The 23,024-nt window shown below is 54.6% G+C and carries 25 protein-coding genes, 1 tRNA gene and 1 pseudogene; 14 read left to right on the top strand and 13 right to left on the bottom strand.

Going from position 1 to position 23,024, the window contains the following annotated elements:
- The first annotated feature begins 49 nt into the window (after window positions 1-49).
- On the top strand, window positions 50-1,093 hold the full coding sequence (gene ilvC / locus BQ7483_RS11140) for a ketol-acid reductoisomerase (protein ID WP_072545939.1): 1,044 nt from the start codon (window positions 50-52) through the stop codon (window positions 1,091-1,093).
- A 145-nt stretch (window positions 1,094-1,238) separates the two neighbouring features.
- Here ilvC and BQ7483_RS11135 read toward each other — a convergent pair whose 3' ends face one another.
- A complete protein-coding gene (locus BQ7483_RS11135) occupies window positions 1,239-3,161 on the bottom strand; it encodes an AAA domain-containing protein (RefSeq protein WP_072545938.1) in 1,923 nt (640 codons plus the stop codon).
- A gap of 91 nt (window positions 3,162-3,252) precedes the next feature.
- On the opposite strand from BQ7483_RS11135, the gene BQ7483_RS11130 reads away from it, so the two are divergent.
- The 3 genes from BQ7483_RS11130 to BQ7483_RS11120 are packed head-to-tail and all read left to right on the top strand — an operon-like array spanning window position 3,253 to window position 6,120.
- Window positions 3,253-4,023: a DUF1295 domain-containing protein gene (locus BQ7483_RS11130; protein ID WP_072545937.1), complete on the top strand. Its 771-nt coding sequence runs from the start codon at window positions 3,253-3,255 to the stop codon at window positions 4,021-4,023.
- Window positions 4,024-4,045: 22 nt separating this feature from the next.
- Window positions 4,046-5,269 carry an NADH:flavin oxidoreductase gene (locus tag BQ7483_RS11125; RefSeq protein WP_072545936.1) on the top strand — a complete coding sequence of 408 codons (1,224 nt, stop codon included), beginning with the start codon at window positions 4,046-4,048 and terminating at the stop codon, window positions 5,267-5,269.
- 5 nt (window positions 5,270-5,274) lie between these two features.
- A complete protein-coding gene (locus tag BQ7483_RS11120) occupies window positions 5,275-6,120 on the top strand; it encodes an SDR family oxidoreductase (protein WP_072546233.1) in 846 nt (281 codons plus the stop codon).
- A 70-nt stretch (window positions 6,121-6,190) separates the two neighbouring features.
- Here the strand turns inward: BQ7483_RS11120 and pfkA are convergent, their stop codons facing one another.
- The 3 genes from pfkA to cmk all read right to left on the bottom strand — a co-directional run bounded on the left by pfkA (window position 6,191) and on the right by cmk (window position 8,896).
- Window positions 6,191-7,171 carry a 6-phosphofructokinase gene (pfkA, locus tag BQ7483_RS11115; RefSeq protein ID WP_072545935.1) on the bottom strand — a complete coding sequence of 327 codons (981 nt, stop codon included), beginning with the start codon at window positions 7,169-7,171 and terminating at the stop codon, window positions 6,191-6,193.
- A gap of 72 nt (window positions 7,172-7,243) precedes the next feature.
- Window positions 7,244-8,122: a 4-hydroxy-3-methylbut-2-enyl diphosphate reductase gene (locus tag BQ7483_RS11110; RefSeq protein ID WP_022021272.1), complete on the bottom strand. Its 879-nt coding sequence runs from the start codon at window positions 8,120-8,122 to the stop codon at window positions 7,244-7,246.
- Between the two features lie 84 nt (window positions 8,123-8,206).
- Window positions 8,207-8,896 (bottom strand): (d)CMP kinase, encoded by a 690-nt coding sequence (gene cmk / locus BQ7483_RS11105; RefSeq protein WP_072545934.1) that lies wholly within the window; start codon window positions 8,894-8,896, stop codon window positions 8,207-8,209.
- A 282-nt stretch (window positions 8,897-9,178) separates the two neighbouring features.
- Between cmk and BQ7483_RS11100 the strand changes: the two genes are divergently transcribed.
- The 9 genes from BQ7483_RS11100 (at window position 9,179) to BQ7483_RS11060 (ending at window position 15,167) form a co-directional block, all read left to right on the top strand.
- The gene (locus BQ7483_RS11100) at window positions 9,179-9,871 is read left to right on the top strand and encodes an energy transducer TonB (protein WP_072545933.1); all 693 of its coding nucleotides are present in this window, start codon (window positions 9,179-9,181) and stop codon (window positions 9,869-9,871) included.
- Window positions 9,872-9,956: 85 nt separating this feature from the next.
- Window positions 9,957-10,934, top strand: a complete 978-nt coding sequence (locus BQ7483_RS11095; protein WP_072545932.1) for a polyprenyl synthetase family protein — start codon at window positions 9,957-9,959, stop codon at window positions 10,932-10,934.
- Between the two features lie 28 nt (window positions 10,935-10,962).
- Entirely contained in the window at window positions 10,963-11,676 is a 714-nt protein-coding gene (locus BQ7483_RS11090; protein WP_072545931.1) for a hypothetical protein, read from the top strand.
- A complete protein-coding gene (locus BQ7483_RS11085; RefSeq protein ID WP_072545930.1) occupies window positions 11,673-12,452 on the top strand; it encodes a TatD family hydrolase in 780 nt (259 codons plus the stop codon). The genes BQ7483_RS11090 and BQ7483_RS11085 overlap by 4 nt, the downstream gene beginning before the upstream one ends.
- Before the next feature lie 164 nt (window positions 12,453-12,616).
- Window positions 12,617-12,704, top strand: a tRNA-Ser gene (locus BQ7483_RS11080).
- Between the two features lie 80 nt (window positions 12,705-12,784).
- A complete protein-coding gene (locus tag BQ7483_RS11075; RefSeq protein ID WP_072545929.1) occupies window positions 12,785-13,591 on the top strand; it encodes a MotA/TolQ/ExbB proton channel family protein in 807 nt (268 codons plus the stop codon).
- A gap of 15 nt (window positions 13,592-13,606) precedes the next feature.
- The gene (locus BQ7483_RS11070; protein ID WP_072545928.1) at window positions 13,607-14,092 is read left to right on the top strand and encodes a hypothetical protein; all 486 of its coding nucleotides are present in this window, start codon (window positions 13,607-13,609) and stop codon (window positions 14,090-14,092) included.
- Between the two features lie 20 nt (window positions 14,093-14,112).
- Window positions 14,113-14,703 (top strand): biopolymer transporter ExbD, encoded by a 591-nt coding sequence (locus BQ7483_RS11065; RefSeq protein WP_072545927.1) that lies wholly within the window; start codon window positions 14,113-14,115, stop codon window positions 14,701-14,703.
- On the top strand, window positions 14,703-15,167 hold the full coding sequence (locus BQ7483_RS11060) for an ExbD/TolR family protein (protein WP_072545926.1): 465 nt from the start codon (window positions 14,703-14,705) through the stop codon (window positions 15,165-15,167). Before BQ7483_RS11065 ends, BQ7483_RS11060 begins: the two co-directional genes overlap by 1 nt.
- Window positions 15,168-15,400: 233 nt before the next feature.
- Here the strand turns inward: BQ7483_RS11060 and BQ7483_RS11055 are convergent, their stop codons facing one another.
- Window positions 15,401-15,934 carry a GNAT family N-acetyltransferase gene (locus tag BQ7483_RS11055; RefSeq protein WP_022021547.1) on the bottom strand — a complete coding sequence of 178 codons (534 nt, stop codon included), beginning with the start codon at window positions 15,932-15,934 and terminating at the stop codon, window positions 15,401-15,403.
- A gap of 35 nt (window positions 15,935-15,969) precedes the next feature.
- Window positions 15,970-17,247 carry an IgA Peptidase M64 gene (locus tag BQ7483_RS11050; RefSeq protein ID WP_072545925.1) on the bottom strand — a complete coding sequence of 426 codons (1,278 nt, stop codon included), beginning with the start codon at window positions 17,245-17,247 and terminating at the stop codon, window positions 15,970-15,972.
- A 144-nt stretch (window positions 17,248-17,391) separates the two neighbouring features.
- Between BQ7483_RS11050 and BQ7483_RS11045 the strand changes: the two genes are divergently transcribed.
- Window positions 17,392-17,883 (top strand): Lrp/AsnC family transcriptional regulator, encoded by a 492-nt coding sequence (locus tag BQ7483_RS11045; protein ID WP_072545924.1) that lies wholly within the window; start codon window positions 17,392-17,394, stop codon window positions 17,881-17,883.
- A gap of 21 nt (window positions 17,884-17,904) precedes the next feature.
- Here the strand turns inward: BQ7483_RS11045 and BQ7483_RS11040 are convergent, their stop codons facing one another.
- From BQ7483_RS11040 to BQ7483_RS11005, 7 genes and pseudogenes are all read right to left on the bottom strand, one after another.
- On the bottom strand, window positions 17,905-18,393 hold the full coding sequence (locus BQ7483_RS11040) for a dihydrofolate reductase (RefSeq protein WP_072545923.1): 489 nt from the start codon (window positions 18,391-18,393) through the stop codon (window positions 17,905-17,907).
- 22 nt (window positions 18,394-18,415) lie between these two features.
- Window positions 18,416-19,210 (bottom strand): thymidylate synthase, encoded by a 795-nt coding sequence (locus tag BQ7483_RS11035; protein WP_072545922.1) that lies wholly within the window; start codon window positions 19,208-19,210, stop codon window positions 18,416-18,418.
- Window positions 19,211-19,283: 73 nt separating this feature from the next.
- On the bottom strand, window positions 19,284-20,432 hold the full coding sequence (gene cls / locus BQ7483_RS11030; protein WP_072546232.1) for a cardiolipin synthase: 1,149 nt from the start codon (window positions 20,430-20,432) through the stop codon (window positions 19,284-19,286).
- Between the two features lie 179 nt (window positions 20,433-20,611).
- The gene (locus BQ7483_RS11025) at window positions 20,612-20,938 is read right to left on the bottom strand and encodes a DUF5056 domain-containing protein (RefSeq protein ID WP_072545921.1); all 327 of its coding nucleotides are present in this window, start codon (window positions 20,936-20,938) and stop codon (window positions 20,612-20,614) included.
- On the bottom strand, window positions 20,925-21,470 hold the full coding sequence (locus BQ7483_RS11020) for an RNA polymerase sigma factor (protein WP_022021540.1): 546 nt from the start codon (window positions 21,468-21,470) through the stop codon (window positions 20,925-20,927). The genes BQ7483_RS11025 and BQ7483_RS11020 overlap by 14 nt, the downstream gene beginning before the upstream one ends.
- 137 nt (window positions 21,471-21,607) lie before the next feature.
- Window positions 21,608-22,231 (bottom strand): annotated as a pseudogene (locus BQ7483_RS11015) (DUF6249 domain-containing protein); the annotation flags it as partial.
- 480 nt (window positions 22,232-22,711) lie between these two features.
- A complete protein-coding gene (locus BQ7483_RS11005) occupies window positions 22,712-22,936 on the bottom strand; it encodes a hypothetical protein (RefSeq protein ID WP_072545918.1) in 225 nt (74 codons plus the stop codon).
- Window positions 22,937-23,024: the final 88 nt, after the last annotated feature.

The raw sequence follows: 23,024 nt of genomic DNA, 5'->3' as shown, positions 1-23,024 counted from the left end.
AACAATATATTAACCAGGCGAAAGCCACAAATAAAAAAACTAAAACAAAATGGCACAAATGAATTTTGGCGGTGTCATCGAGAATGTGATGACCCGCGAAGAGTTTCCTCTTGAAAAAGCACGTGAAATCTTGAAAGATGAAGTAATTGCCGTTCTGGGTTACGGCGTACAGGGTCCCGGCCAGGCTTGCAACCTGCGCGACAACGGCTTCAACGTTATCGTTGGCCAGCGTCAGGGCAAAACTTACGAAAAGGCTGTGGCCGACGGTTGGAAGCCGGGCGAAACACTCTTCTCGCTCGAAGAGGCTGCACAGAAGGGTACCATCGTCTGCATGTTGCTGTCCGATGCTGCCCAGATTGCCGTATGGCCCAAGATCAAGCAGTACCTGACTCCGGGCAAGGCTCTGTACTTCTCTCATGGTTTCGCTATTACGTATAAGGAACGCACTCACATCATCCCTCCTGCTGATATAGATGTCATCATGGTAGCTCCCAAGGGTTCGGGTACGTCGCTGCGTACGATGTTTCTCGAGGGCCGCGGACTGAACAGCTCGTATGCCGTTTACCAGGATGCAACGGGTCGTGCCAAAGACCGCACGCTGGCCATCGGTATCGGTATCGGTTCCGGTTACCTGTTCGAAACGACTTTCAAGCGCGAGGTTTATTCCGACCTGACCGGCGAGCGCGGTTCGCTGATGGGTGCTATCCAGGGTCTGTTGCTGGCTCAGTACGAAGTGCTCCGTGAGAACGGCCACACGCCTTCCGAGGCTTTCAATGAAACCGTTGAGGAGTTGACTCAGTCGCTGATGCCTCTCTTTGCCAAGAACGGTATGGACTGGATGTATGCCAACTGCTCTACTACCGCCCAGCGTGGTGCCCTCGACTGGATGGGCCCGTTTCACGACGCCATCAAGCCCGTTATGCAGAAGCTGTATGAGAGTGTGAAGAGCGGTAACGAAGCACAGATTTCTATCGACAGCAACTCTCAGCCCGATTATCGTGAGAAACTGAATGCCGAATTGAGGGCTTTGCGCGACAGCGAAATGTGGCAGACAGCCGTTACTGTCCGCAAGCTCCGTCCCGAGAACAACTAATCAATCTGTCTGATTGAAGAAGTTATAAGGGAGCGTATCGACGTGCTTGGCACGGCGGTGCGCTCCCTTTTTTAATTGTTTTGCTGGATATTTGGACTTGTTTTGGGGCAAAACATCCTACCTTTTGCGGGGCGACAATCCAACATCATGCAGAGGGGGAGGCCAGTTCGCGGATGTGCTCCAGCAGCTTCCGATAGAAGGCATGCCGTCCCAGCGTGGCAGCATCGCCCAGAATGACGAGCTTCATGCGGGCACGGGTCATGGCTACGTTCATGCGGCGCAGGTCGCCGAGGAAACCTATCTGGCCTTCGTCGTTGGCGCGGACGAGGCTGATGAAGATGACATCGCGCTCCTGACCTTGGAAACCGTCGACCGTGTTGACCGTCATTAGGTGGCGGTAGGGACGCAGGGCGGCACTGCCGCGGAGCTTGCCGCGCAGGTATTGCACCTGTGCCTTGTAGGGCGAGATGAGGCCGAAGTCGATGCGCTCGTCCAGAATGCGCTGTCCGCCGATGCGGGCAATGTATTTCTCCAGCTCGCTGAGCAGCAGGTCGGCCTCCTGGCGGTTGATGCGGCCGAAACTCTCGCCCACGAACTCTTCCTTGAAATCCATTTCCGACGTGTCAATCCACGAGATGGGAGTGTCCCAGTCGAGGATGCCGCGATGGCGCACTTCGGGGGCGGCCTGCAGCTGCCCGCCGTAGAACCAGTCGGACGAGAAGCGCATGATGGCTTCGTTCATGCGGTATTGGGTGGTGAGCAGCGAGACGGTCTCGGGCTTGCGGGTCACGACGGTCTCCATCAGTGTACGCTCCAGTCCGCTACGTGCCGCATCGTAGCACTTGATGGTGGGCGGCAGTTGCTGGTGGTCGCCTGCCAGCACCACGCGGTCGGCCTTGCGGATGGCTATCCAGCAGGCAGCTTCGAGGGCCTGTGCCGCCTCGTCTATAAAGAGGGTGCCGAAGCGTCGGCCGGCCAGCACACGGTGGTTGCTGCTGACGAGGGTGGAGGCGATGACGTGGGCCGAGTCGAAGAGGTCGGCGTTGATCTGTACTTCCAGGGCTGTGGCACGGTCGCGCAGGCGGGACATGCGGCTGCGCACGCCTTCGCGTTCCTCGTAAGTGCCGCGACGGGCCTTGCCGTGCAGTTGGCGCAGTTCCTTGCGGATGCTCCACAGTTCGGGGTAGGCGGGATGTGACTCGAAGCGGCGTTCGTAGGTGAAGGACAGCATTTTGTCGTTGACACGCGTTGGGTTGCCGATGCGCAGCACGCTGACGCCGCGGTCCACGAGCTTCTCCGAAATCCAGTCGACGGCCGTGTTGCTCTGCGCGCATACCAGCACCTGCGGCTCGCGGTGTAGCGTTTCGTAGATGGCTTCGACCAGTGTGGTGGTTTTGCCCGTGCCGGGAGGGCCGTGGACAATGGCTACGTCACGGGTACAGAGCACCTTGTTGACGGCCGACTCCTGCGTGGAGTTCAGCCAGGGGAAGCGGACGGGGTAGAGTTCGCGGAAGCCGGGCTTCAGGGTGCCCAGCAGCGTGTCGCGCAGTTCGGCCAGCCGGTTGCCCTTGGCGCGGAGCACGTCGGCCAGCGCTTCGAACATCGTGCGGTAGCTGGTTTCGTCGAAGTAGAGCTGCACGCCCAGCCGGTCGGCTGCCTGTACGTCGAGGATGGCACCGGCGCCGGGCATCACTACCACCATACGGGTCTCGTCGGCATAGCTGACGGTACCCTGGAAGTTGTAGTAGCTGAGGCTGCCGTCTGCCGTCTGTCGGAAAAAGCAGACGGGCCGTCCGTACTCGAAGTTGTGTTCGATGTCGGTATCTTCGGTACGGGTCACCTCCAGCACCAGCTGGTTCAGCGAGTTGTAGTAACTGCGCCCGGTGGTGACGGGAAACCAGCACATGCCGCGCTTCACCTTGCGTGCCACACCCATGGTTTCCGTCTGCCGGCGGAACTCTTCCTTCTCGTATTCGTACTCCATGCGTAGCAGCAACTGCTGTTGCTGGAGGTGCAGGCTGGGGCTGTTTGTCTCTTTTTCCTGTTTCATGAGGGCAAAGGTAGGCATTCTGACGGAACTTGTGTGTGTTTTGTTGCAGAAAACGCTGTGGCCTTTCAGAGTTTTTCTCTATCTTTGCCTCGTTAAAAACGAAAGGTTTATGTCTCTGTACCAATTTCATAGTTTTCTGTGGGCGATGAGCGGAGTGGCTGTCATAGTCTTTGTGTCGCTCTATTTTGTCAAGGCGGGTTATGGCATGTTCCGCACGGCGTCGTGGGGACTGTCGCTCAACAACAAGCTGGCGTGGGTGCTGATGGAGGCACCGGCCTTTGTCGGGATGCTGGTCTGCTGGCTGCATAGCGGAGCGGGCATGGTAGCTCCCCAGTCGGCGATGGCCCTGTTGTTTCTGTTGCACTACTTCCAGCGCTCGTTCGTCTTCCCCCTGCTGATGAAGGGAAAGAGTCGCATGCCGGTGAGCATCATGGGGATGGGCATTGTGTTCAATGTGCTGAATGCCTGGCTGATTGCTACCGGCCTGTTCGTGTATCCGCCCGAGGGACTGTATGACGGGGGATGGAGTTTCCTGCTTCGCCCGCAGTCGGTCTTGGGCATCCTGCTGTTCTTCGTAGGGATGGGCATCAACCTGCATTCCGACCATGTGATCCGCCATCTGCGCAAGCCGGGCGACACGAAACACTATCTGCCGGCACGTGGCATGTACCGTTATGTCACCTCGGGCAATTACTTCGGCGAGCTGGTGGAATGGACGGGATTTGCCGTACTGACCGCTTCGCCTGCCGCATGGGTCTTTGTCTGGTGGACGGCGGCCAATCTGGTGCCTCGTGCCGATGCCATCCACAAACGCTACCGGCAGGAGTTTGGCGACGAGGCGGTGGGCCGCAGAAAGAGAATCATCCCCTTTATCTATTGAGCGTTTTAATAAATTGAGATAAATGAATTCGAAACTGTTTACTCCAGTAACCATAGGACCGCTGACGCTGCGCAACCGTACTATCCGTTCGGCGGCCTTCGAGAGCATGTGTCCGGGCAACAAGCCTTCGGAACAGCTGCTCGACTATCACCGCTCCGTGGCCGCAGGCGGTGTGGGTATGACGACGGTGGCCTATGCGGCCGTCACCCGCAGCGGCCTTTCCTTTGACCGCCAGTTGTGGATGCGGCCCGAGATTGTACCCGGCCTTCGCCGGCTGACTGATGCCGTGCATGCCGAAGGGGCGGCCGCCAGCATCCAGTTGGGGCATTGTGGCAACATGTCGCACAAGAGCATCTGCGGCTGTACGCCCGTAGGGGCCAGCAGCGGTTTCAATCTCTATTCGCCGACCTTCGTGCGCGGCCTGCGTGCCGACGAGCTGCCGGAGATGGCCCGTGCCTATGGACGTGCGGTGAACCTGGCCCGTGAATCGGGCTTCGATGCCGTCGAGATACATGCCGGGCATGGTTACCTCATCAGCCAGTTCCTTTCGCCTTCGACCAACCACCGCCGGGACGAGTTCGGCGGTTCGCTGGAAAACCGCATGCGCTTCATGGATAGGGTGATGGACGAGGTGATGAAGGCGGCCGGCAGCGACATGGCCGTCTTGGTGAAGATGAACATGCGCGACGGTTTCCGCGGCGGCATGGAGCTGGACGAATCGTTGCAGGTGGCTCGCCGCCTGCAGCAGTCTGGTGCCCATGCGCTGGTGCTGAGCGGCGGTTTTGTCAGCAAGGCGCCCATGTACGTGATGCGTGGAGAGATGCCTATCCGCACCATGACCTACTACATGACCTGCTGGTGGCTGAAGTACGGGGTGCGTATGGTCGGCAAGTGGATGATACCCACCGTGCCGTTCAAGGAAGCCTATTTCCTGGAGGATGCCTTGAAGTTCCGCGAAGCTCTGGACATGCCGCTGGTCTATGTGGGCGGCCTGGTAGCGCGGCAGAAGATTGACGAGGTGCTCGACCATGGTTTTGAAGCCGTTCAGATGGGGCGTGCCCTGCTCAACGAGCCGGGCTTTGTCAACCGTATGCGTGCCGAAGAAAATGCCCGCTGCTCGTGCAAGCACAGCAACTATTGTATTGCCCGCATGTATTCCATCGACATGGCCTGCCATCAGCGGCTGAAGGAGGAATTGCCACCTTGTCTGAAGAAGGAAATTGAACGGATAGAAAGCAGGGGGTGATGAATATGGAAAAGAAACTGGCAGTCATTACGGGGGCCGACGGAGGCATGGGAACGGAAATCACCCGTGCGGTGGCCCGGGCGGGCTATCGTGTCATCATGGCCTGCTACGATTCGGCAAAGGCGGAAGCCAAGCGCCGGATGCTGGCTGAGGACACTGGGAATGCAGAAATTGAGGTGCGGGGCATTGACCTGGCTTCGCTGGCTTCGGTAGCTGCTTTTGCCGACCGTCTGTTGCAGGAGGGTACCCCTTTGGCGTTGCTGATGAACAATGCCGGGACGATGGAAACGGGGCGGCATATCACCGAAGACGGTCTGGAGCGCACGGTCAGCGTCAACTATGTAGGTCCTTATCTGCTGACACGTAAGTTGCTTCCGCTGATGGGTGAGGGAAGCCGTGTGGTGAACATGGTGTCGTGCACCTATGCCATCGGGCGGCTCGATTTTCCCGATTTCTTCCTTCAAGGTAAGAAAGGAGCCTTCTGGCGTATTCCCATTTATAGCAATACCAAGCTCGCCTTGACGCTGTTCACGATAGAACTTGCCCGTCGGGTGAAGGAGCGGGGGATTGTGGTCAATGCAGCCGATCCGGGCATCGTTTCGACCAACATCATCACGATGCACATGTGGTTCGACCCGTTGACAGACATCTTGTTCCGTCCCTTCATCCGCACGCCACGGCAGGGAGCTGCTACGGCTGTCAGTCTGTTGCTGGACAAGGAGGCGGGCAAGCGGACAGGAACGCTGAACGTCAGCTGCCATCCGAAGCGGTTGTCCGATAAATACCTGCACCACAAGCAGGCCGATGAGTTGTGGAGGCTGACCGAGGAACGGGTGAAGCAATGGTTGTAAAGTTATAAAAACGAAAGGGGGTGCATCAGCAATGCACCCCCCTTTCTGCATATTGAGTTTCGTTTTTCCCTTAGATGGACAGTTCGCGCAATACGTTGACCAGTTCTTTCTTGATGGGTTTGTCGTTCTTGATGGCCTTGGTGAAGGGAACGTAAACCACTTCATCGTGCTCGATGCCGATCATGACGTTGCGTTGTCCTTCCATGATGGCGTCGATGGCAGCGGCACCCAGTCGGCTGGCCAGGATACGGTCGTGGGCCGTGGGGCTTCCGCCGCGTTGTAGGTGGCCGAGGATGGTGACGCGTACGTCGTATTGCGGATATTCATTCTTCACACGTTCGGCATAGTGCATGGCACCGCCCGTCAGTTCGCTTTCGGCTACGATGACGATACTACTGTTCTTCGACTTGCGGAAGCCGTTCTTGATGAATTCTTCCAGCTGGTCTACTTCCGTACTGAATTCGGGGATGATGGCTGCTTCGGCACCCGATGCGATGGCACCGTTCAGGGCCAGGAAGCCGGCGTCACGTCCCATAACCTCGACAAAGAAGAGGCGTTCGTGCGACGTAGCCGTATCGCGGATTTTGTCGACGGCGTCGAGAATGGTGTTCAGGGCCGTGTCATATCCGATGGTTGTGTCGGTGCCGAAAAGGTCGTTGTCGATGGTGCCGGGCAGGCCGATGCAGGGCACGTCGAACTCCTGCGCAAAGATGCGGGCACCCGTCAGCGAACCGTCGCCGCCAATGATGACCAGGGCGTCGATACCTTCCTTCTTCATGTTGTCGTAGGCCAGCTGGCGGCCTTCGGGAGTCATGAATTCCTTGCAGCGTGCTGTCTTCAGGATGGTACCTCCCATTTGAATGATGTTGCTTACGTTCTGGCTTTTGAACTCTTTGATTTCACCGGTTACCAGGCCTTTGTATCCTCTGTAGATACCTTTTACTTGAAGGCCGTTGTAAATGGCTGCACGTGTCACCGCACGGATGGCAGCGTTCATTCCCGGAGCGTCTCCTCCGGAGGTCAGAATACCGATGCACTTAATTGTTCCCATGACAATCTTCTTTTAGTTAGTAATTTGCCCGCAAAGATACGAAAAAGCTGAGGGCGACTATAATAATTTTCGTTAATTTGCTGGACTTTGGAGCTTCTCTTGGATGGCCGACGAAATTTGTTCCATCAGCCACTTGGGGGTGGAGGTGGCACCGCAGATGCCGATGGAGGAGGCTTTGGCCAGCAGCGAGCTGTCTATTTCCTCGGGGCTGTCTATCAGGTGCGAGTTGGGGTTCACCTTCTGACATTCACTGAACAGCATCTTGCCGTTGGAGCTCTTCTTGCCGCTGACGAAGAATATCAGATCGTGCGAGGCGGCAAACTTGCGGATGTTGGGGATGCGGTTGGCCACCTGCCGGCAGATGGTGTCGTAGTATTCGAAGGTGGCCTGGGGCGAGATGTGCTCCTGGATGTACTCCACGATGCGGCGGAATTCGTCCAGCGACTTGGTGGTCTGCGAGTAGAGGCGGATGCTACGGGTCAGGTCGAGCGAGCGGGCTTCGTCCAGCTTCTCGATGACGATGGCTTTGCCTTCGGTCTGGCCGACGAGGCCCAGCACTTCGGCGTGTCCGTTTTTGCCGTAGATGACAATCTGTGTGTCTTCGTCGTCCTGCCGGGTGTATTCCTGCTTGATTCGCTTCTGCAGGCGGAGGACGACAGGGCAGGTGGCGTCGATGATTTCGATGTGGTTGCGGCGGGCTGTCTCGTAGGTCTCGGGCGGTTCGCCGTGGGCGCGCAGCAGTACCTTGGCGTCGTGCAGGCGGTTGAACTCGTCGTGGTTGATGGTGACGAGCCCCATGGCCTTCAGACGCTCCACTTCGCGGCTGTTGTGCACAATGTCGCCCAGGCAGTACAGTGTGCCGCCTTTGGCCAGTTCCTCTTCGGCTTTGCTGATGGCGTTGACCACTCCGAAGCAGAAGCCCGATCCTTCGTCTATTTCTACTTTAGCCATGTGATAAAACGGTGTTTTATGGGTTGGAAAACATTGCTTTCCCGACTGGAAAGCAATGCTTTGCCAGTCGGGGAGGGGGGAGGTTCATTTGCCGGCCACGCGTTCGAACTGTTCGGTCAGCCAGGCTTTCTGCTGCTCGATGGTCAGGTGGCTGTTGTCCAGCAGCAGGGCGTCGTCGGCCTTGCGCAGGGGGCTCACGTCGCGGTGCTGGTCGATGTAGTCGCGCTGCTTCACGTTCGCCAGAATCTCGTCGAAGTCCACGGCCTGTCCCTTGGCCTTGAGTTCGTCGTAGCGGCGTTGGGCGCGTATTTCGGGCGAGGCAGTGACGAATATCTTCAGTTCGGCATGGGGGAAGACGGTGGTGCCGATGTCGCGTCCGTCCATGACGATGCCCTTGGCCTGCCCCATCTCCTGCTGCTGCTCCACCATGGCTTCGCGCACGAAGTCGAGGGCGGCTACGGGGCTCACCAGGGAGGATACTTCCATGGTGCGTATCCGTTCTTCCACGTTCACGCCGTTCAGGTAGGTGTCCGGCCGGCCGGTAGCGGCGTTGGGTCGGAAGGAGATATGGATGTTGTCTATCTCATGGCTGAGCTTGTCCGCGTCGATGCGGCCGTCGTGCAGCAGTCCGTTCTCGATGCAATACAGGGTGACGGCCCGGTACATGGCTCCGCTGTCGATGTAGATGTACCCGATTTCGCGTGCCAGGTCTTTGGCCATAGTGCTCTTGCCGCACGAAGAGAATCCGTCGATGGCAATGATTATCTTTCTCATCGTTTTCTATATATTAATAAGGTGGTTCCTTTATCGAAATGCAACATCTCTGCTGGAGAAACGGAACATTTCATTTTTTGTTCAAAAAAACATGCCAAAGATAAGGCTATTTTTAAAATATCTCGTTACATTTGTAGCACAAAAGCGAAAGTAGCCTTTTGAACAATTAAAAAAACGAAAATGCAGGGGCGATTGTGTAAAAAAAGACACGCACCCGCGCACAATCGTGGGAAAAGTGCTATATTTGCCCCAAATGAGAAACACTAAAATTTATTATAGATTATGGAAGTTAAAAAATCGCCTAAAGCAGACTTGGAGAACAAGAGATCTACTTGGCTGCTCGTCGGTTATGTAATTGTGCTCGCTTTCATGTTCATCGCCTTCGAATGGACGAAACGTGATGTGAAGATTGATACGAGCCAGGGTGTAGCCGACCTTGTATTTGAAGAGGAAATCGAAATTCCTATTACGGAACAACCGGAGCAAGCTACTCCTCCGCCTCCTCCCGAAGCACCTGCGGTTGTTGAGTCTTTGACAATTGTGGATGATGATATGGAGGTTGAATCTACCGAAATCGCTTCGTCCGAGGAAACCGGTCAGGCTGTAGAAATCGCCTACGTGCCTCCTACGGTAGAAGAGGAAGAAGTGGTAGAGCAGGAAATCTTCGAGGTTGTAGAGCAGATGCCTGAATTCCCCAACGGTGGTATGGCAGGTCTGATGCAATACCTGAGCAAGAACATCAAGTATCCTACCATCGCACAGGAGAACGGTACGCAGGGTCGTGTGACTGTACAATTCGTTGTCAATGCCGACGGTAGTATCGTAGATGCCAAGGTTATCCGTGGTGTAGACCCCTACCTGGACAAGGAAGCCCTTCGCGTGATCAACTCCATGCCGAAGTGGAAACCGGGTATGCAGCGTGGTAAGGCCGTACGTGTAAAATACACCGTGCCTGTAATGTTCCGTTTGCAGTAATTTATTGTCAAATAGATAAAGAAAGGAAAGAGGTTGCCTGTGTGCAGCCTCTTTTCGTTCCTACACATTCCTTTTTTCGTCCGTTATGTTCAAGTCTTCCGAACTTCTTGAAAAGATCAACAGGCATATTGCCGAACTTCAGTTCACCCGCCGTCCGGCCGGATTGTACGAACCTGTATCCTATGTGCTTTCGTTGGGAGGCAAGCGCATCCGCCCCGTCCTGATGATGATGGCCTATAACCTCTATAAGGAAGATGTGGAGAGCATCTTCAACCAGGCTACCGGCATCGAAGTCTATCACAACTATACGTTGTTGCATGACGACCTGATGGACCAGGCTGACCGTCGCCGGGGTAAGCCGACCGTCCACAAGGTGTGGAATGAGAATACGGCCATTCTCTCGGGCGACGCCATGCTGGTGCTGGCCTATCAGTTCATGGCCGAAGGATGTCCCGCCGGCTTGTTGAAGCCGGTCATGGATCTGTTCAGCCTGACGGCTTTGGAAATCTGCGAAGGGCAGCAGTTCGACATGGAGTTCGAGACGCGCGACGACGTGACCGAGGAAGAGTATCTGGAAATGATCCGGCTGAAGACCTCCGTGCTGCTGGCCGCCGCATTGAAGCTGGGCGCTATGCTGGGCGGAGCTTCCGAAGAAGACGCCGCCCGCCTGTACGACTTCGGCATGAATCTGGGAGTGGCTTTCCAGCTGAAGGACGACTTGCTGGACGTGTATGGCGACGTGAAAGTCTTCGGCAAAAACATTGGAGGCGACATCTTGTGCAACAAGAAAACCTATCTGCTGATTCAGGCCTACCGCCAGGCTTCGGACGCCCAACGCGCCGAGTTGGAGCGGTGGGTGAAGGCCGGACAGTTTGACCCTGCCGAAAAGATCGCTGCGGTCACGGCTCTGTACGATGCCATCGGGGTGAAAGCCCTGTGCGAACGGAAGATTGAGGAGTATACCCGTCGGGCTGAGGAGAGCCTGGCGCAGGTCAGTGTCCCGACAAACCGCAAGCAAGAATTGCAGGCACTGATGGAATCCTTGATGCATCGCGAATCCTAAAACTCTATAATAATAGTAGATTGGAATTATGCCATATAGAAGATTACCCAATACCGATCAGGCACGCATCCGGGCGCTGAAAACAGCGATCGAGAAGGCCGATGGTTACGACAATCCCTATGGCCTTCCGTTCAGCTTTCGGACGGTGGGGATGGCTCGTAACTTTCTGCCGCGTTTCGAAGCAGCACACATCTTTTATATGGAATGTTACAATCGTCAGGCCAAGGCCGGCCGTATACATCAGGCGAATGTCAAGATGGCCCGTCTGTACCTGTCCCATTTCATCCAGGTGTTCAATCTGGCCGTCATCCGTTCGGAAATCCGGGCGGCTCACAAGGCTTACTATGGTTTGGATGCCTGTCCGTCTTTGCCCGACCTTTCGAGCGAGCAGGCTTTGCTGGAGTGGGGGCGGAAAGTTATTGCCGGTGAGAACCGGCGTACCTCGCAGGGCGGCATTCCCATTTATAATCCGACCATTGCCAAGGTGAAGGTGCATTATGATATCTTCGCCGAAAGCTATGAGAAGCAGCGCAGCCTTCAAACGGCCACAGCCCGTAGCCAGGCGGCAGTTGCCTCCATGCGTCGCGAAGCCGATGCGTTGATTCTGGACCTGTGGAACCAGGTGGAAGAGAAGTTCAGTCAGGTGGAACCCGTTGACAAGCGGCTGGAGCTTTGTCGGGCCTATGGACTGGTCTATTACTATCGTACCAGTGAAAAGATAAAGTCAGGAGTTGAACCATGAATATGATCGATACACATTCCCATCTCTTTCTGGAAGAGTTTGCTGATGATTTGCCCCAGGTTATCGAACGTGCCCGCGAGGCGGGGGTAACCCATATCCTGATGCCGAACATCGACAGTATGACCATCCGTCCGATGCTCGACGTGTGCGAACGCTATGAAGGCTATTGTTTCCCGATGATCGGATTGCATCCCACCTCCGTGCACGAGGATTATGAAAGGGAACTGGATGTCGTGGCAGCCGAACTGGCTTCTGGCCGCCGCTATTTGGCCATCGGTGAAATCGGTATGGACTTGTATTGGGACACCACCTTCCGTGCCGAACAGGAAACGGTGCTTCGCCGTCAGTTCGACTGGGCGCTGGAGTATGATTTGCCGGTTGTCATTCATTGCCGGGAGGCTTTCGAACCTATTTATCGGATTATGGAAGATTATCGTTCCACCACTCTGAGAGGGGTGTTCCATAGCTTTACCGGCAGTGCGGACGAGGCGGCGAAGGTACTGGAATTCCCCGGCTTTTATTTGGGGGTGAATGGAGTGTTGACCTTCAAGAAGTCCCGTCTGCCCGAAGTCTTTTCGGCCGTGCCGCTGGACAGGATTCTGCTGGAAACCGACTCCCCTTATCTGACCCCTGTCCCTTATCGGGGGCGGCGCAACGAGAGTGCCTATGTCCAATATGTCCTGGCCAAGCTGGCAGAGGTGTGCGGACGCACTCCCGAAGACGTTGCCAAACGGACGTCCGAGAACGCTTTAAAAGTGTTTGGAATGCTCAAATAAGGTCGTAAAGACTTTAAAGTTTATTAATTTTGGGTTTTTCTTAAAGATTATAGGGACAGAATGCGATGCGAGAACAAAAAAAAGAATACATTTGTAGCTGAAAACGCTGGAGGTTCGCAATTTTTTTGTAATTTGCAGCCGTTTTTAAGAAAAGCATAGGAAAAGGAGAGATGCTCGAGTGGTTGAAGAGGCACGCCTGGAAAGCGTGTATACCCCTAAAGGGTATCGGGGGTTCGAATCCCCCTCTCTCCGCAACAGACGATAAAAAGCGAATAATAAATAAACATAATAACAAGTAATTTAATTAATTAATCTTAAAAATTAGACACACAATGAAAAAGTTATTTGCAATTGTTGCTGTGATGGGAGTCTTAACATTTGGCTCAACTCAACTTGCTAAAGCTCAGGATGCTCCTGCAGCGGAACAAACAGAACAGGCTGCTCCCGCAGTAGAAGCTGCTGCTGACGAGGCTGCTGCTCCTGTAGTAGTAGAAGAAGGTGGTATTCACAAGGAACTGAAGATCAAATATATCGAAGGTTCTGCATTCTTCATGAGTTTTATTTCTATTGCATTGGTTATCGGTTTGGCTTTCTGCATCGAGCGTATCATTTATCTGAGCTTGGCCGAAATCAACACGAAGAAGTTCATGGCCGCTATTGAAGCAGCTATGGAAAAAGGTGATGTAGAAGGTGCTAAGGATATTGCACGTAACACCCGCGGTCCTATCGCTTCTATCTACTACCAGGGTCTGATGAGATTGGATCAAGGCTTGGACGTTGTTGAGAAATCAGTAGTTTCTTACGGTGGTGTACAGGCTGGCTACTTGGAAAAAGGTTGCTCTTGGATTACGCTGTTCATCGCAATGAGCCCGTCTTTGGGATTCTTGGGTACTGTGATCGGTATGGTGCAGGCATTCGATAAGATCCAGCAGGTAGGTGATATCTCTCCGACGGTCGTTGCAGGTGGTATGAAAGTGGCCTTGATTACGACTATCTTCGGTTTGATCGCAGCCTTGATTCTGCAGGTATTCTACAACTACATCCTGTCTAAGATTGAAGCTCTGACCAGTGATATGGAAGATTCTTCTGTAACGCTGTTGGATATGGTTGTGAAATATGAACTGAAGTACAAAAAATAATAATCTTATTGCAAGATGAAGAAATTTAAAATACAAAGGGTTTCAGGATTTATCCTGTCTGTAATGCTCCTCATTACACTGATCATCCTGGGCTTGTTCTTCTTCGGTGGAGAAACCCCAATGGATCAGCGTGTGGTGGCTGACCCTTCGCTGTCAGAGCCGCTTTACACGGACGCTATCCTGTATTGGAATTATATTTTGTTTGTGTTGGGAGTTATAGCTATTGTTGTTGGTGTCGTTTATCAATTTGGCTCCATGTTCGCAGATTCTCCTAAGACTGCTCTTAAATCATTGGTTGGTATTGCCTTGCTCGTTGTTGTATTGGTTGTAACATGGGCTGCGGGTGATGCAACACCTTTGGCCATACCGGGATATGAAGGTACAGAGAACGTTCCTTTCTGGTTGAAATTGACCGATATGTTTATATATACACTTTACATAGAAGTAGGTGTGATGATTCTATTAATGATAGGATTTGGCGCTGCCAAAAAGTTTAAATAAATCAAGTAAGAGGAATTAATATGGCTAGAAAGAAAAGAACCGTTCCCGAAGTCAACTCAAGTTCTACGGCGGATATGGCTTTCATCTTGTTGCTGTTCTTCTTGCTTACCACTTCTATGGATACCGACCAAGGTTTGGCAAGACGTTTGCCGGAACCTCCACGGCCAGACCAGAAAAAGGAAGACAAGGATATCAAGGAGCGCAACATCCTGCAGGTCTCCGTGAACTTCAACGACCAGTTGATGTGTGGAAGCGACTATGTCAGCGTAGAACAGCTGCGCGACAAGGCAAAGGAATTCATTGCCAATCCGTACAACGACGAAAAGTTGCCGGAAAAAGTGGCTGTCGATGTTCCGTTCTTTGGAACTCAGATGGTAACGAAGTTCCATGTTATTTCTTTGCGTTGCGACCGTGGTACGTCCTACAAGGCATACATTGCTGTGCAAAATGAGTTGGTTGCTGCTTACAATGAGCTGCGTAACGAACTGGCACAATCCAAGTGGCAGAAGAATTTCGCTGACTTGAACGAGGAGCAGCAGGAAGCGATACGTGAGATTTATCCTCAGGTGATTTCTGAGGCGGAACCTAAAAAGTATGGAGAAAAGAAGTAATGGGAAAATTTAATAAAACAGGTAAGCGCGGCATGCCCGCCTTGAACACTTCTTCACTGCCTGACCTTATTTTCACATTGTTGTTCTTCTTCATGATTGTAACAACCATGCGTGAGGTTACTTTGAAGGTTGAGTTTAGAGCTCCGCAAGCTACTGAATTGGAGAAACTTGAGAAGAAATCGTTGGTAACGTTTATTTATGTAGGAAAACCGACGAAAGAGTTTCGTGCGAAGCTGGGTGAAGAAAGCCGTATCCAATTGAATGACAACTTTGCTGAAGTTTCTGAGGTATATGACTACATCAACGGTGAACGTGCCAGTATGAAAGAAGAGGATCAGCCGAATATGACTGTTTCTTTGAAGATTGACCAAGACACCAAGATGGGTATCGTTACTGAACTCAAGGAAGCTCTCCGTCAAGCTTATGCATTGAAAATTAACTATTCTGCGCAGCCGCGTCAGTAATGGTTGAGACATACAAATGAGAAAGGCGCATCCTTTGCGGGATGCGCCTTTTTTTTGTGTCGCTTTCACGATTGGATGATGGGGTTCTGACGAAGCGCTTCCTGACCCTCTGACGAAGTGCTTTCTGAGGGGCTCACGAAGTGCTTTCTTACACCTTCATGAAGCACTGTGTCAGACCCTCATGAAGCACCGTGTCAGGAGACAAGAAGGCCGGCATTGGAATTCCAGCGTTATCATTCGGTCTTGTAGACGTCGCGGTAGATTCTCCGCACTACGCGGTTGTAGTCCTTCCGGCTGTCCAGCGGTCCGTAGACCATCAGCCGCATGGGCAGGCAGGGATCTCCGGGTTTGTAGGGCGGTTGGCGGTATTCGTTGTCCCAAAGCACGAAGCCGTTCCGCTGGTAGAATCCGATGCGTCGTCGGGCCATTTCTTCGTCCGGTTCTTCCACCTCCAGCACGATGGGCTTGTCCAATAGCTGGCAGAGGTGTTGCAAGACGGCCTTGCCGTATCCCCCGTTTCTTTGGGTCGGATCTATGGCAAAGTGCTCGGCGTAGTAGAAATCGTCGAAATCCCAGTAGCTGAGCAGTCCGATGGGCGTGCCGTCGTTCAGCACGACATTGTTGTAGAAATGCGGACGGTGGTCCGTGAAGTCCCTCAGTTCATCAAGGTCTCTGTACTCGTCGGACGGGAATGAACGGGTCATCAGCCCTTCCAGAAAAGCATAAAGCTCCCCGTCGGCCGTGGTGATGCGTTGCAGGGTAATCATGATATCCGTTTGTTTATGGGTTTTACATGGAGGATTTATTCCGTGTAGAATTCGATCAGCTGCCGGATGGCCCGTTGGCACACGGGGCAGAACGTCGGGTATTCGTTGGTTCGCATGCGGCAGTTGTCGGCAGGGCGGTAGATGCCTTTGGATGAATATCCGCCTCCCTCGTAGACACCGACCGGATAGCGTTCACTTTCGGTCGTTGGGGTGGGGACGGGGGCGCCTTGCGGCAGCATGTCTTCCCATTTCGAGGCGAAGTCCACGCGAGTCGTGATGTTGGGCTCCCACGGTTCCACGTCCAGCGGATAGGTGTCGGTCATCACGTCGTTGTCGTAGAAATATTCGTCGGCCAGTCCGGCAAAGCTGTGCCCGAACTCATGTACCACTACGGGGCGGAACATCGGATGGTGGGCCGTGGTCAGCGTATAGGCGTTGTAGATGCCTCCGCCTCCATATTCGTCGGTGTTGGCCAGGATGATGATGTGCTCGTATGGGATGCCGGCCAGCGCGTCGTGGATGGATTTCACGCGCGAGGTGGTGAGGTAGCGGTCGGAGTAGAAAGTGCTGAAGTGCGAACTGAAGGCCGTCCGTTTCCATCGGTGCAGGCGGGGAATGCTGACGCCGCTGTCCTTTGAGGGGCTGGCAACGGCCACGATGTTGAAGCGGTCCTTCAGCGACCGGAACGGTTCGTGGGCAAACAGACTCTCACAGGCAATGGCCGCGTCGCGGTAGAACGTATCCATTTCGGCCTCCGTATATCCTTCCGCCAGGATGGCTACGTCGATGCAGCGTTCGGTGCTTCCGCTTTGCAGCAGGTATTTGTGGGGCGTCACGCCCTCGAATCCTTTCGGATGAATCAGGATGTCAGCGGGGTCGACGGTATGCTTCAGGCTGGCTTCCGGCTGCAGGCGTTTGTCGAGGAGGGTCACTTCCACTTCGACGGGCCGCTTGGGATAGGGCAGCAGGAAGGTGTTTTCGAAACCTTTCTGCACGTTTCGGGCTTCGTCGGTTTCCAGCCACTCCTGAAAGAGCGTGGAGAAGGACGTACGGTATATGACCGTTCCGCTTTCGGCATCGCGCATCGTGATTTGTCCGTAACCGCCGAGGGGAAGCCGGTCCAGGTTGTGCTTGCGTCCGCTCCAGCCGGGCAATACCGACAACTCGTCCACCCAGATCTCCTGGCGGTCGGCATTACCGGTGAAAAAGTAGTCCACACGGAGCGTCCGGTCCGTGAAATACTGGGAAAAGTCTTGGGCTGCCAGTGTGACCGTCATCAGCAGCTGGAGGAGAATGCATGCATATTTTTTCATCGTTTTCTTTTTTTATGTGTCACACAAAGGTACGTCTTTTATCATATATATACAAGAAAAGTAACAATCTGTATTTTTTATGCTGAAAAAAATGCTAACTTTGCAGCCTGAGAATTATAGTCAATATTATTTGAGAAGTTAAAAATGGGACATCATCAATTGGATACTTTAGACGAGCAGATATTGAAGCTGATAGCCGACAATGCTCGCATACCTTTCCTGGAAGTGGCCCGTGCCTGCAACGTGTCGGGAGCGGCCATCCACCAACGCATTCAGAAACTGACCAATCTGGGCATACTGAAGGGGTCGGAATACATCATCGACCCTGAAAAGATAGGCTATGAGACGTGTGCGTACATCGGTATCTACTTGAAGGATCCTTCGTCGTCGGACACCGTCATCAAGGCGCTGGAGAACATACCGGAGATCGTGGAATGCCACATCACGACCGGCAAGTACGACATGTTCATCAAGCTGTATGCACGCAACAACCGGCATCTGCAGACCATCATCCAGGAGAAGCTCCAGCCGCTGGGCATGGCCCGGACGGAGACGTTGATTTCCTTCCACGAGGTTATCAATCGCCAGATGCCTATCCTGATTGAAGAAGAGGAACCGGAAGAGGATAAGGAGTAAGGACAATGCTTCCGTCCGCCTTTAGCGGCGGACGTAGTCTACAAAGGCATAGGAACAGGGATGTTTTTCATCGGCAGGATGAACGTCCCTGTTTTTTTCGTGCCATACTTCGGGCAGCACCTGCGGGAAGTAGGCGTCGGCCTGCGGAGCCTCGGCGTCTATCTCCGTCAGGCAGAGGCGGTCGGCCAGCGGCAGGGCCTGGCGGTAGACACTCTCGCCGCCGATGATGTAGACCTCTTCGTCTCTGCTGCAATGCCGGAGGGCCTCCTCCAGGCTGGTGAACACCTCCGCGCCGGGGCAGGCAGCGTTGGCGTTGGACGAGAGCACGATGTTCCGGCGGTTGGGCAGCGCACCTTTGGGCAGCGACTCGAAGGTCTTCCGGCCCATGACGATGGTGTGGCCTGTGGTCAGTGCCTTGAAGCGTTTCAGGTCGTTGGGCAGCCAGAAGAGCAGTTTGTCCCGGTAGCCGATGGCCATGCGGCGGTCTACGGCGGCGATGATGCTGATCATGTCTTTTTTCTTGTTTTCGGGGTTAGACGGATACTTTTCCTGCGATGTGCGGATGCGGATTGTAGTTCACCAGCTCGAAGTCCTCGTACCGGAAGTCGAAGATACTCTTCACGTCCGGGTTGATTTTCATCTGCGGCAGTTGGCGCGGTTCGCGCGTCAGTTGCAGTTTCACCTGCTCCAGGTGGTTCAGGTAGATGTGGGCGTCGCCCAGCGTGTGGATGAAGTCGCCTGCCTTCAGGCCCGTCACCTGCGCCATCATCTGCAGCAGCAGGGCATACGAGGCGATGTTGAACGGCACGCCCAGGAAGGTGTCCGCACTGCGCTGGTACAGTTGCAGGCTCAGCCGTCCGTTGGCCACGTAGAACTGGAAGAAGGCGTGGCAGGGCGGCAGGTTCATGTTGTTCAGGTCGCCCACGTTCCAGGCGCTCACGATGATGCGGCGCGAGTCGGGATTGTGCCTGATGGTCTCCACCGCCTCGCTGATTTGGTCGATGAAGCCTCCCTGGTAGTCGGGCCACGAGCGCCACTGGTAGCCGTAGATGTGTCCCAGGTTGCCGTCAGGGTCGGCCCATTCGTTCCAGATGCGTACACCGTGTTCCTGCAGGTACTTCACGTTGGTGTCGCCCTTGAGGAACCAGAGCAGTTCGTAGATGATGGACTTCAGGTGCAGCTTCTTGGTGGTGAGGCAGGGGAAGCCGTCGTCCAGGTTGAAGCGCATCTGGTGGCCGAACACGCTGATGGTGCCCGTACCGGTGCGGTCGCTTTTCTCGACGCCTTCGGTCAGGATGCGGTTGAGCAGGTCTAAGTATTGTTTCATTGCAGAGATTCGTATTTTGAATGCAAAGGTAACCTTTTTAGGCAAAGAATGGCGAAACGGCCGGAAGTAATTTTCAGAGGAACGGCGTGAGCAGGTGGGCAAACCAGCCGACGAACTTCTTCCACGCCGAGCGTTCCTTCCATACTTCGGGTGTCAGCAGCGTGCTGCGCCCCTTGTCGTGCTCGAACATGCCGGTCAGTTCGGCCGTCGTTTCGGGGTCGAAGATAAAGGCGTTGGTCTCGTAGTCGTAGCGCAGGCTGCGGCTGTTCAGGTTGGCCGTGCCCACGGTGCAGAAGCTGCCGTCTACCATCATCACCTTGGAGTGGTGGAAGCCGCCGTTGAACAGGTACACCTTGGCCCCCCGTTTCATCAGCTTGTGCAGGATGTAGAAGGCCGCTTCGGGCGTGAAGGGCACGTCGGACACCGACGGCACCATGATTTCCACCTCCGTACCCTTCTTCAGCGCGTGTTTGAGGGCTTCCTGGATGGACTTGGTCGGTACGAAGTAGGGGTTTACGATGCGTATCAGGCTGTCGGCCGAGCGGATGGAAGCGGCATAGGCACGGCTGATGGAGCGCGGCGTCTCGCGCGGCGTGCGGTCCACAATCATGATTTCTTCGGCGATGCTGTCCGGCAGCTGGGGTGTGTCGGGGAAGTATTCCGGCCCGCCGACGTGCTGTCCTGTCTCGCGGTTCCACATGGTCAGGAAGATGCCTTGCAGGTAGCGGACGGCGTCGCCGTCGATGCGTACGTGTATGTCGTGCCATTCGCCTATCTTGGGCAGGCCCTTGATGTAGTAGTCGGCGATGTTCATGCCGCCCGTGTAGCCTATTTTCCCGTCGATGACCACGATCTTGCGGTGGTCGCGGTGGGCGGCGTGGTTGAACCAGGGGAAGGTGATGGGGTCGAACTTCACGATTTCGATGCCGCGCCGGCGGATGTCCTCCAGGTGTTTCTTCTTGAGCGGCCGGTTGTTCGACCAGTTGCCGAACGCATCGAACAGGGCCCGCACCTTCACCCCTTCGGCAGCCTTTTGGGCCAGCAGGTCGAACAGGGCGTTGGCGATGGAGTCGTTGCGGAAGTTGAAGTATTCCAGGTGGATGTGGTGGCGTGCGCCGCGGATGGCTTCGAACAGGTCGACGAACTTGTCGTGTCCGTTCATCAGCAGTTCCACCCGGTTGTTGTAGGTCACGGGGATTCCCATGCCCTTCAGGCGCTGCATGACGGTGCTGTCGCTGCGGGTGGTCTGGGCAGAGGCCCGGCCGGCAAGGAGCAGGAGGAGCACGGTCAGGACGGGGACGATATGTTTCAAAACTCTCTTCACCATTTCAGTTTTTACAAACGGCAAAGATATAACATATCGTCGACAAAATGGTTCTCCGGCCGTGAAAAATAATCTTTTCAGGCCAAAGAGGCTATTTTCCGGTACATCAGGTAGAGCAGCACCACTACGGCTATGGCCATCGAGCGCGGGTCCACTTGCGTCATGCCGTCGGCCAGGGTCGAGGTGAAGGCCTCGCGCAGGCTGTTCCACAACAGCTCCAGTCCGTCCAGCGCCACAAACAGCACGGCGGCCAGCGCAAATCCTCCGGCCGTCCACAGGCGCGCCAGGCGGTTGCTCCGGCGGGGCAGGCTGCGCATTACGCTGTGTGTGAAGCCGTTGTCGGCCACTTCCTGCCGCTTTCCGGCGAAGAAGCTCTCCAGTAACTTGTCATCATTTTCCGTCATAACCATTCTGTTTTAAGTATGTTGCCATCTTTTCCTTGGCCCTCGAAAGGTGGCTTTTTACGGTTCCCGTGGGGCATCCGGTAATGCTTGCTATCTTGTCGATGCTCTGGTCCTCCAGGTAGAAGAGGGTGATGCAGGTGCGCTCGATGTCTCTCAGCGTGGCCAGTGCGCGGTGCAGGTCCGACTGCAGGCCCGTGTCCGGCTGGCGCACGCTGCATTGGGCGTCCACCCGTGCCGTGTCCAGGTCGTCCGTCTCCTTGCGGCTGCGAAGATAGTCATAATATTGATTATACGCAATGCGGTAGAGCCAGGTGGAGAAGCTGGACAGGTTCTTGAAGGAGGCCAGGCTGGTGTAGGCACGGATGAAGGTGTCCTGCGCCAGATCGTCGCTCAGCTCGCTGTCGCCGCAGGTCAGGTTCAGGAAGAAGCGCCTCACGGGCGACTGGTATTTCCTGACCAGCTGGTCGAAGGCGCGGGTGTTGTGAAACACCACGACCTGCGCAATCAGCGATATGTCGTTGAGTTGGCTCATTCTTTCGGTTCGTTTGTGTCTTCGGCGGCGGGGGTGTCTTTTTTCTCGGTCTTCTCGGTCTGGTCGCGGAGCTCGATGCCGCCCACCTTCATGTAGCGGTAGCCCTTCTTTTCGTCACGCTCCATGCGGATGAAGGGCTTGCCGTCGCCCTGTCCCGGCTGGGTGTAGTAGATGGCTACCTGCCCGAAGCCTGTGAACATGATAAGCAGGCCGATGCAGCCCAGGCCGAACACGCCCGTGATGGCCCACAGGAAGATGAAGAGTCCGATGCCCAGGAAAATGTTCTTGATGCCCCGGCTGCGCAGGTCTTTTCCTTCGCCTTCCTTGAAGAACTCGGGCGGCAGCTGCTGTCCGGCAGCCAGTGCCTGTTCGGCCAGGCGATACTTGGCCTTGCGGTTCTTGTAGCGGAAGTAGAAGATGATGAAGATGAGCAGTGCGGGCAGGCCCAGTGTGAAGATGATGGCTGTCAGAGCGATGACGGTTTCCGGCGCGTCGTCGCCGAAGTTGAAGCCCACCCATTGCAGGCCGCCGCCGTTGTGGCGGTGGCCGTAGGTATCGTCATGGCCGGCCTCGTCGGCATCGGTACCTTCGTAGGTGGTGATGCTGAGGGTGTCGGTGGTCTGTTGTCCGTTTATTACGGTGTCTTGCAGTTCGATGACGCGCTTCTTGCCGTCCACGGTGTCGGTCACGGTTCTGTTTTCGGCCTGCATGCCCAGGCTGGTGGCGGCCATCAGGCCGAGTAGGATAAGGATACGTTTCATATGGTTCCGGTTTTTAGTTTCTTGGTTTCTTTGTGTGTTAGACGGGACATCCGTCCTACAAAGTTGCAAAGAGACGACTTTTTTTTCAGATATTTCTGCTTTGCTTCCGTTTTCTTGCCTACGGTCCGCCCTTTTCCCCGGTTTGACGTTTTGACACTTTGTATTTTCTGTTGGCTGAGAATCGCTTCTTTCCGGCCGGAGGGCGGTCCGTTTCCATCCGTGCGAACGATTTTCTGTATTCGGCTGACAGCCAGTGGCGTATCGAAATGTTTACAGTAGAAAGAGAACGTAGGCATTCCCTTACGGGGCCCTTTCCGTGCTTTATCGAGGGGAAAGCGTCGCTTTTCCCCCGGCAAGTCGTATGTTTTCCCTCGGCAAATCGTATGTTTTGTGTGGTTGGAAGCATTGTTTTCTGTCGGCAAGTCGTTTGTTTTCTGTCGGCAAACGCCCGGATTGGTGTGGAAAAGTGTATATGTAGTTCTATTTCTGCCTTTTTTCTGCATAATTATCGATAATGGTTCGTGCTTTTCCGTTGGTTGTGGCTTCCCGATGGAACGGCGTTGTCAGCCGGACGGCGCTTTTGCTTTCATTTTGTTTGGCTTTCAGCTCTTGGTATATCGCGCTGAATGATGCTTCGGGTCGCTTCCCTGCGAGTGTCGGATTATAAAGCCGTACCATTTTCTTGCGTTTTTGTTTCAAAATCATGTTCCCGTCCGGGAGAGGTGTTGGATTGTCGGACTGTTTTTATAACTTTGCCATACCTACATGTATAAATTCTTAAAGTCCAAAAACT

Origin of the sequence: Mediterranea massiliensis (assembly GCF_900128475.1) — a bacterium.
Taxonomy (GTDB): Bacteria; Bacteroidota; Bacteroidia; order Bacteroidales; family Bacteroidaceae; genus Bacteroides; species Bacteroides massiliensis_E.
This window is presented reverse-complemented; position numbering and strand designations above follow the sequence as displayed.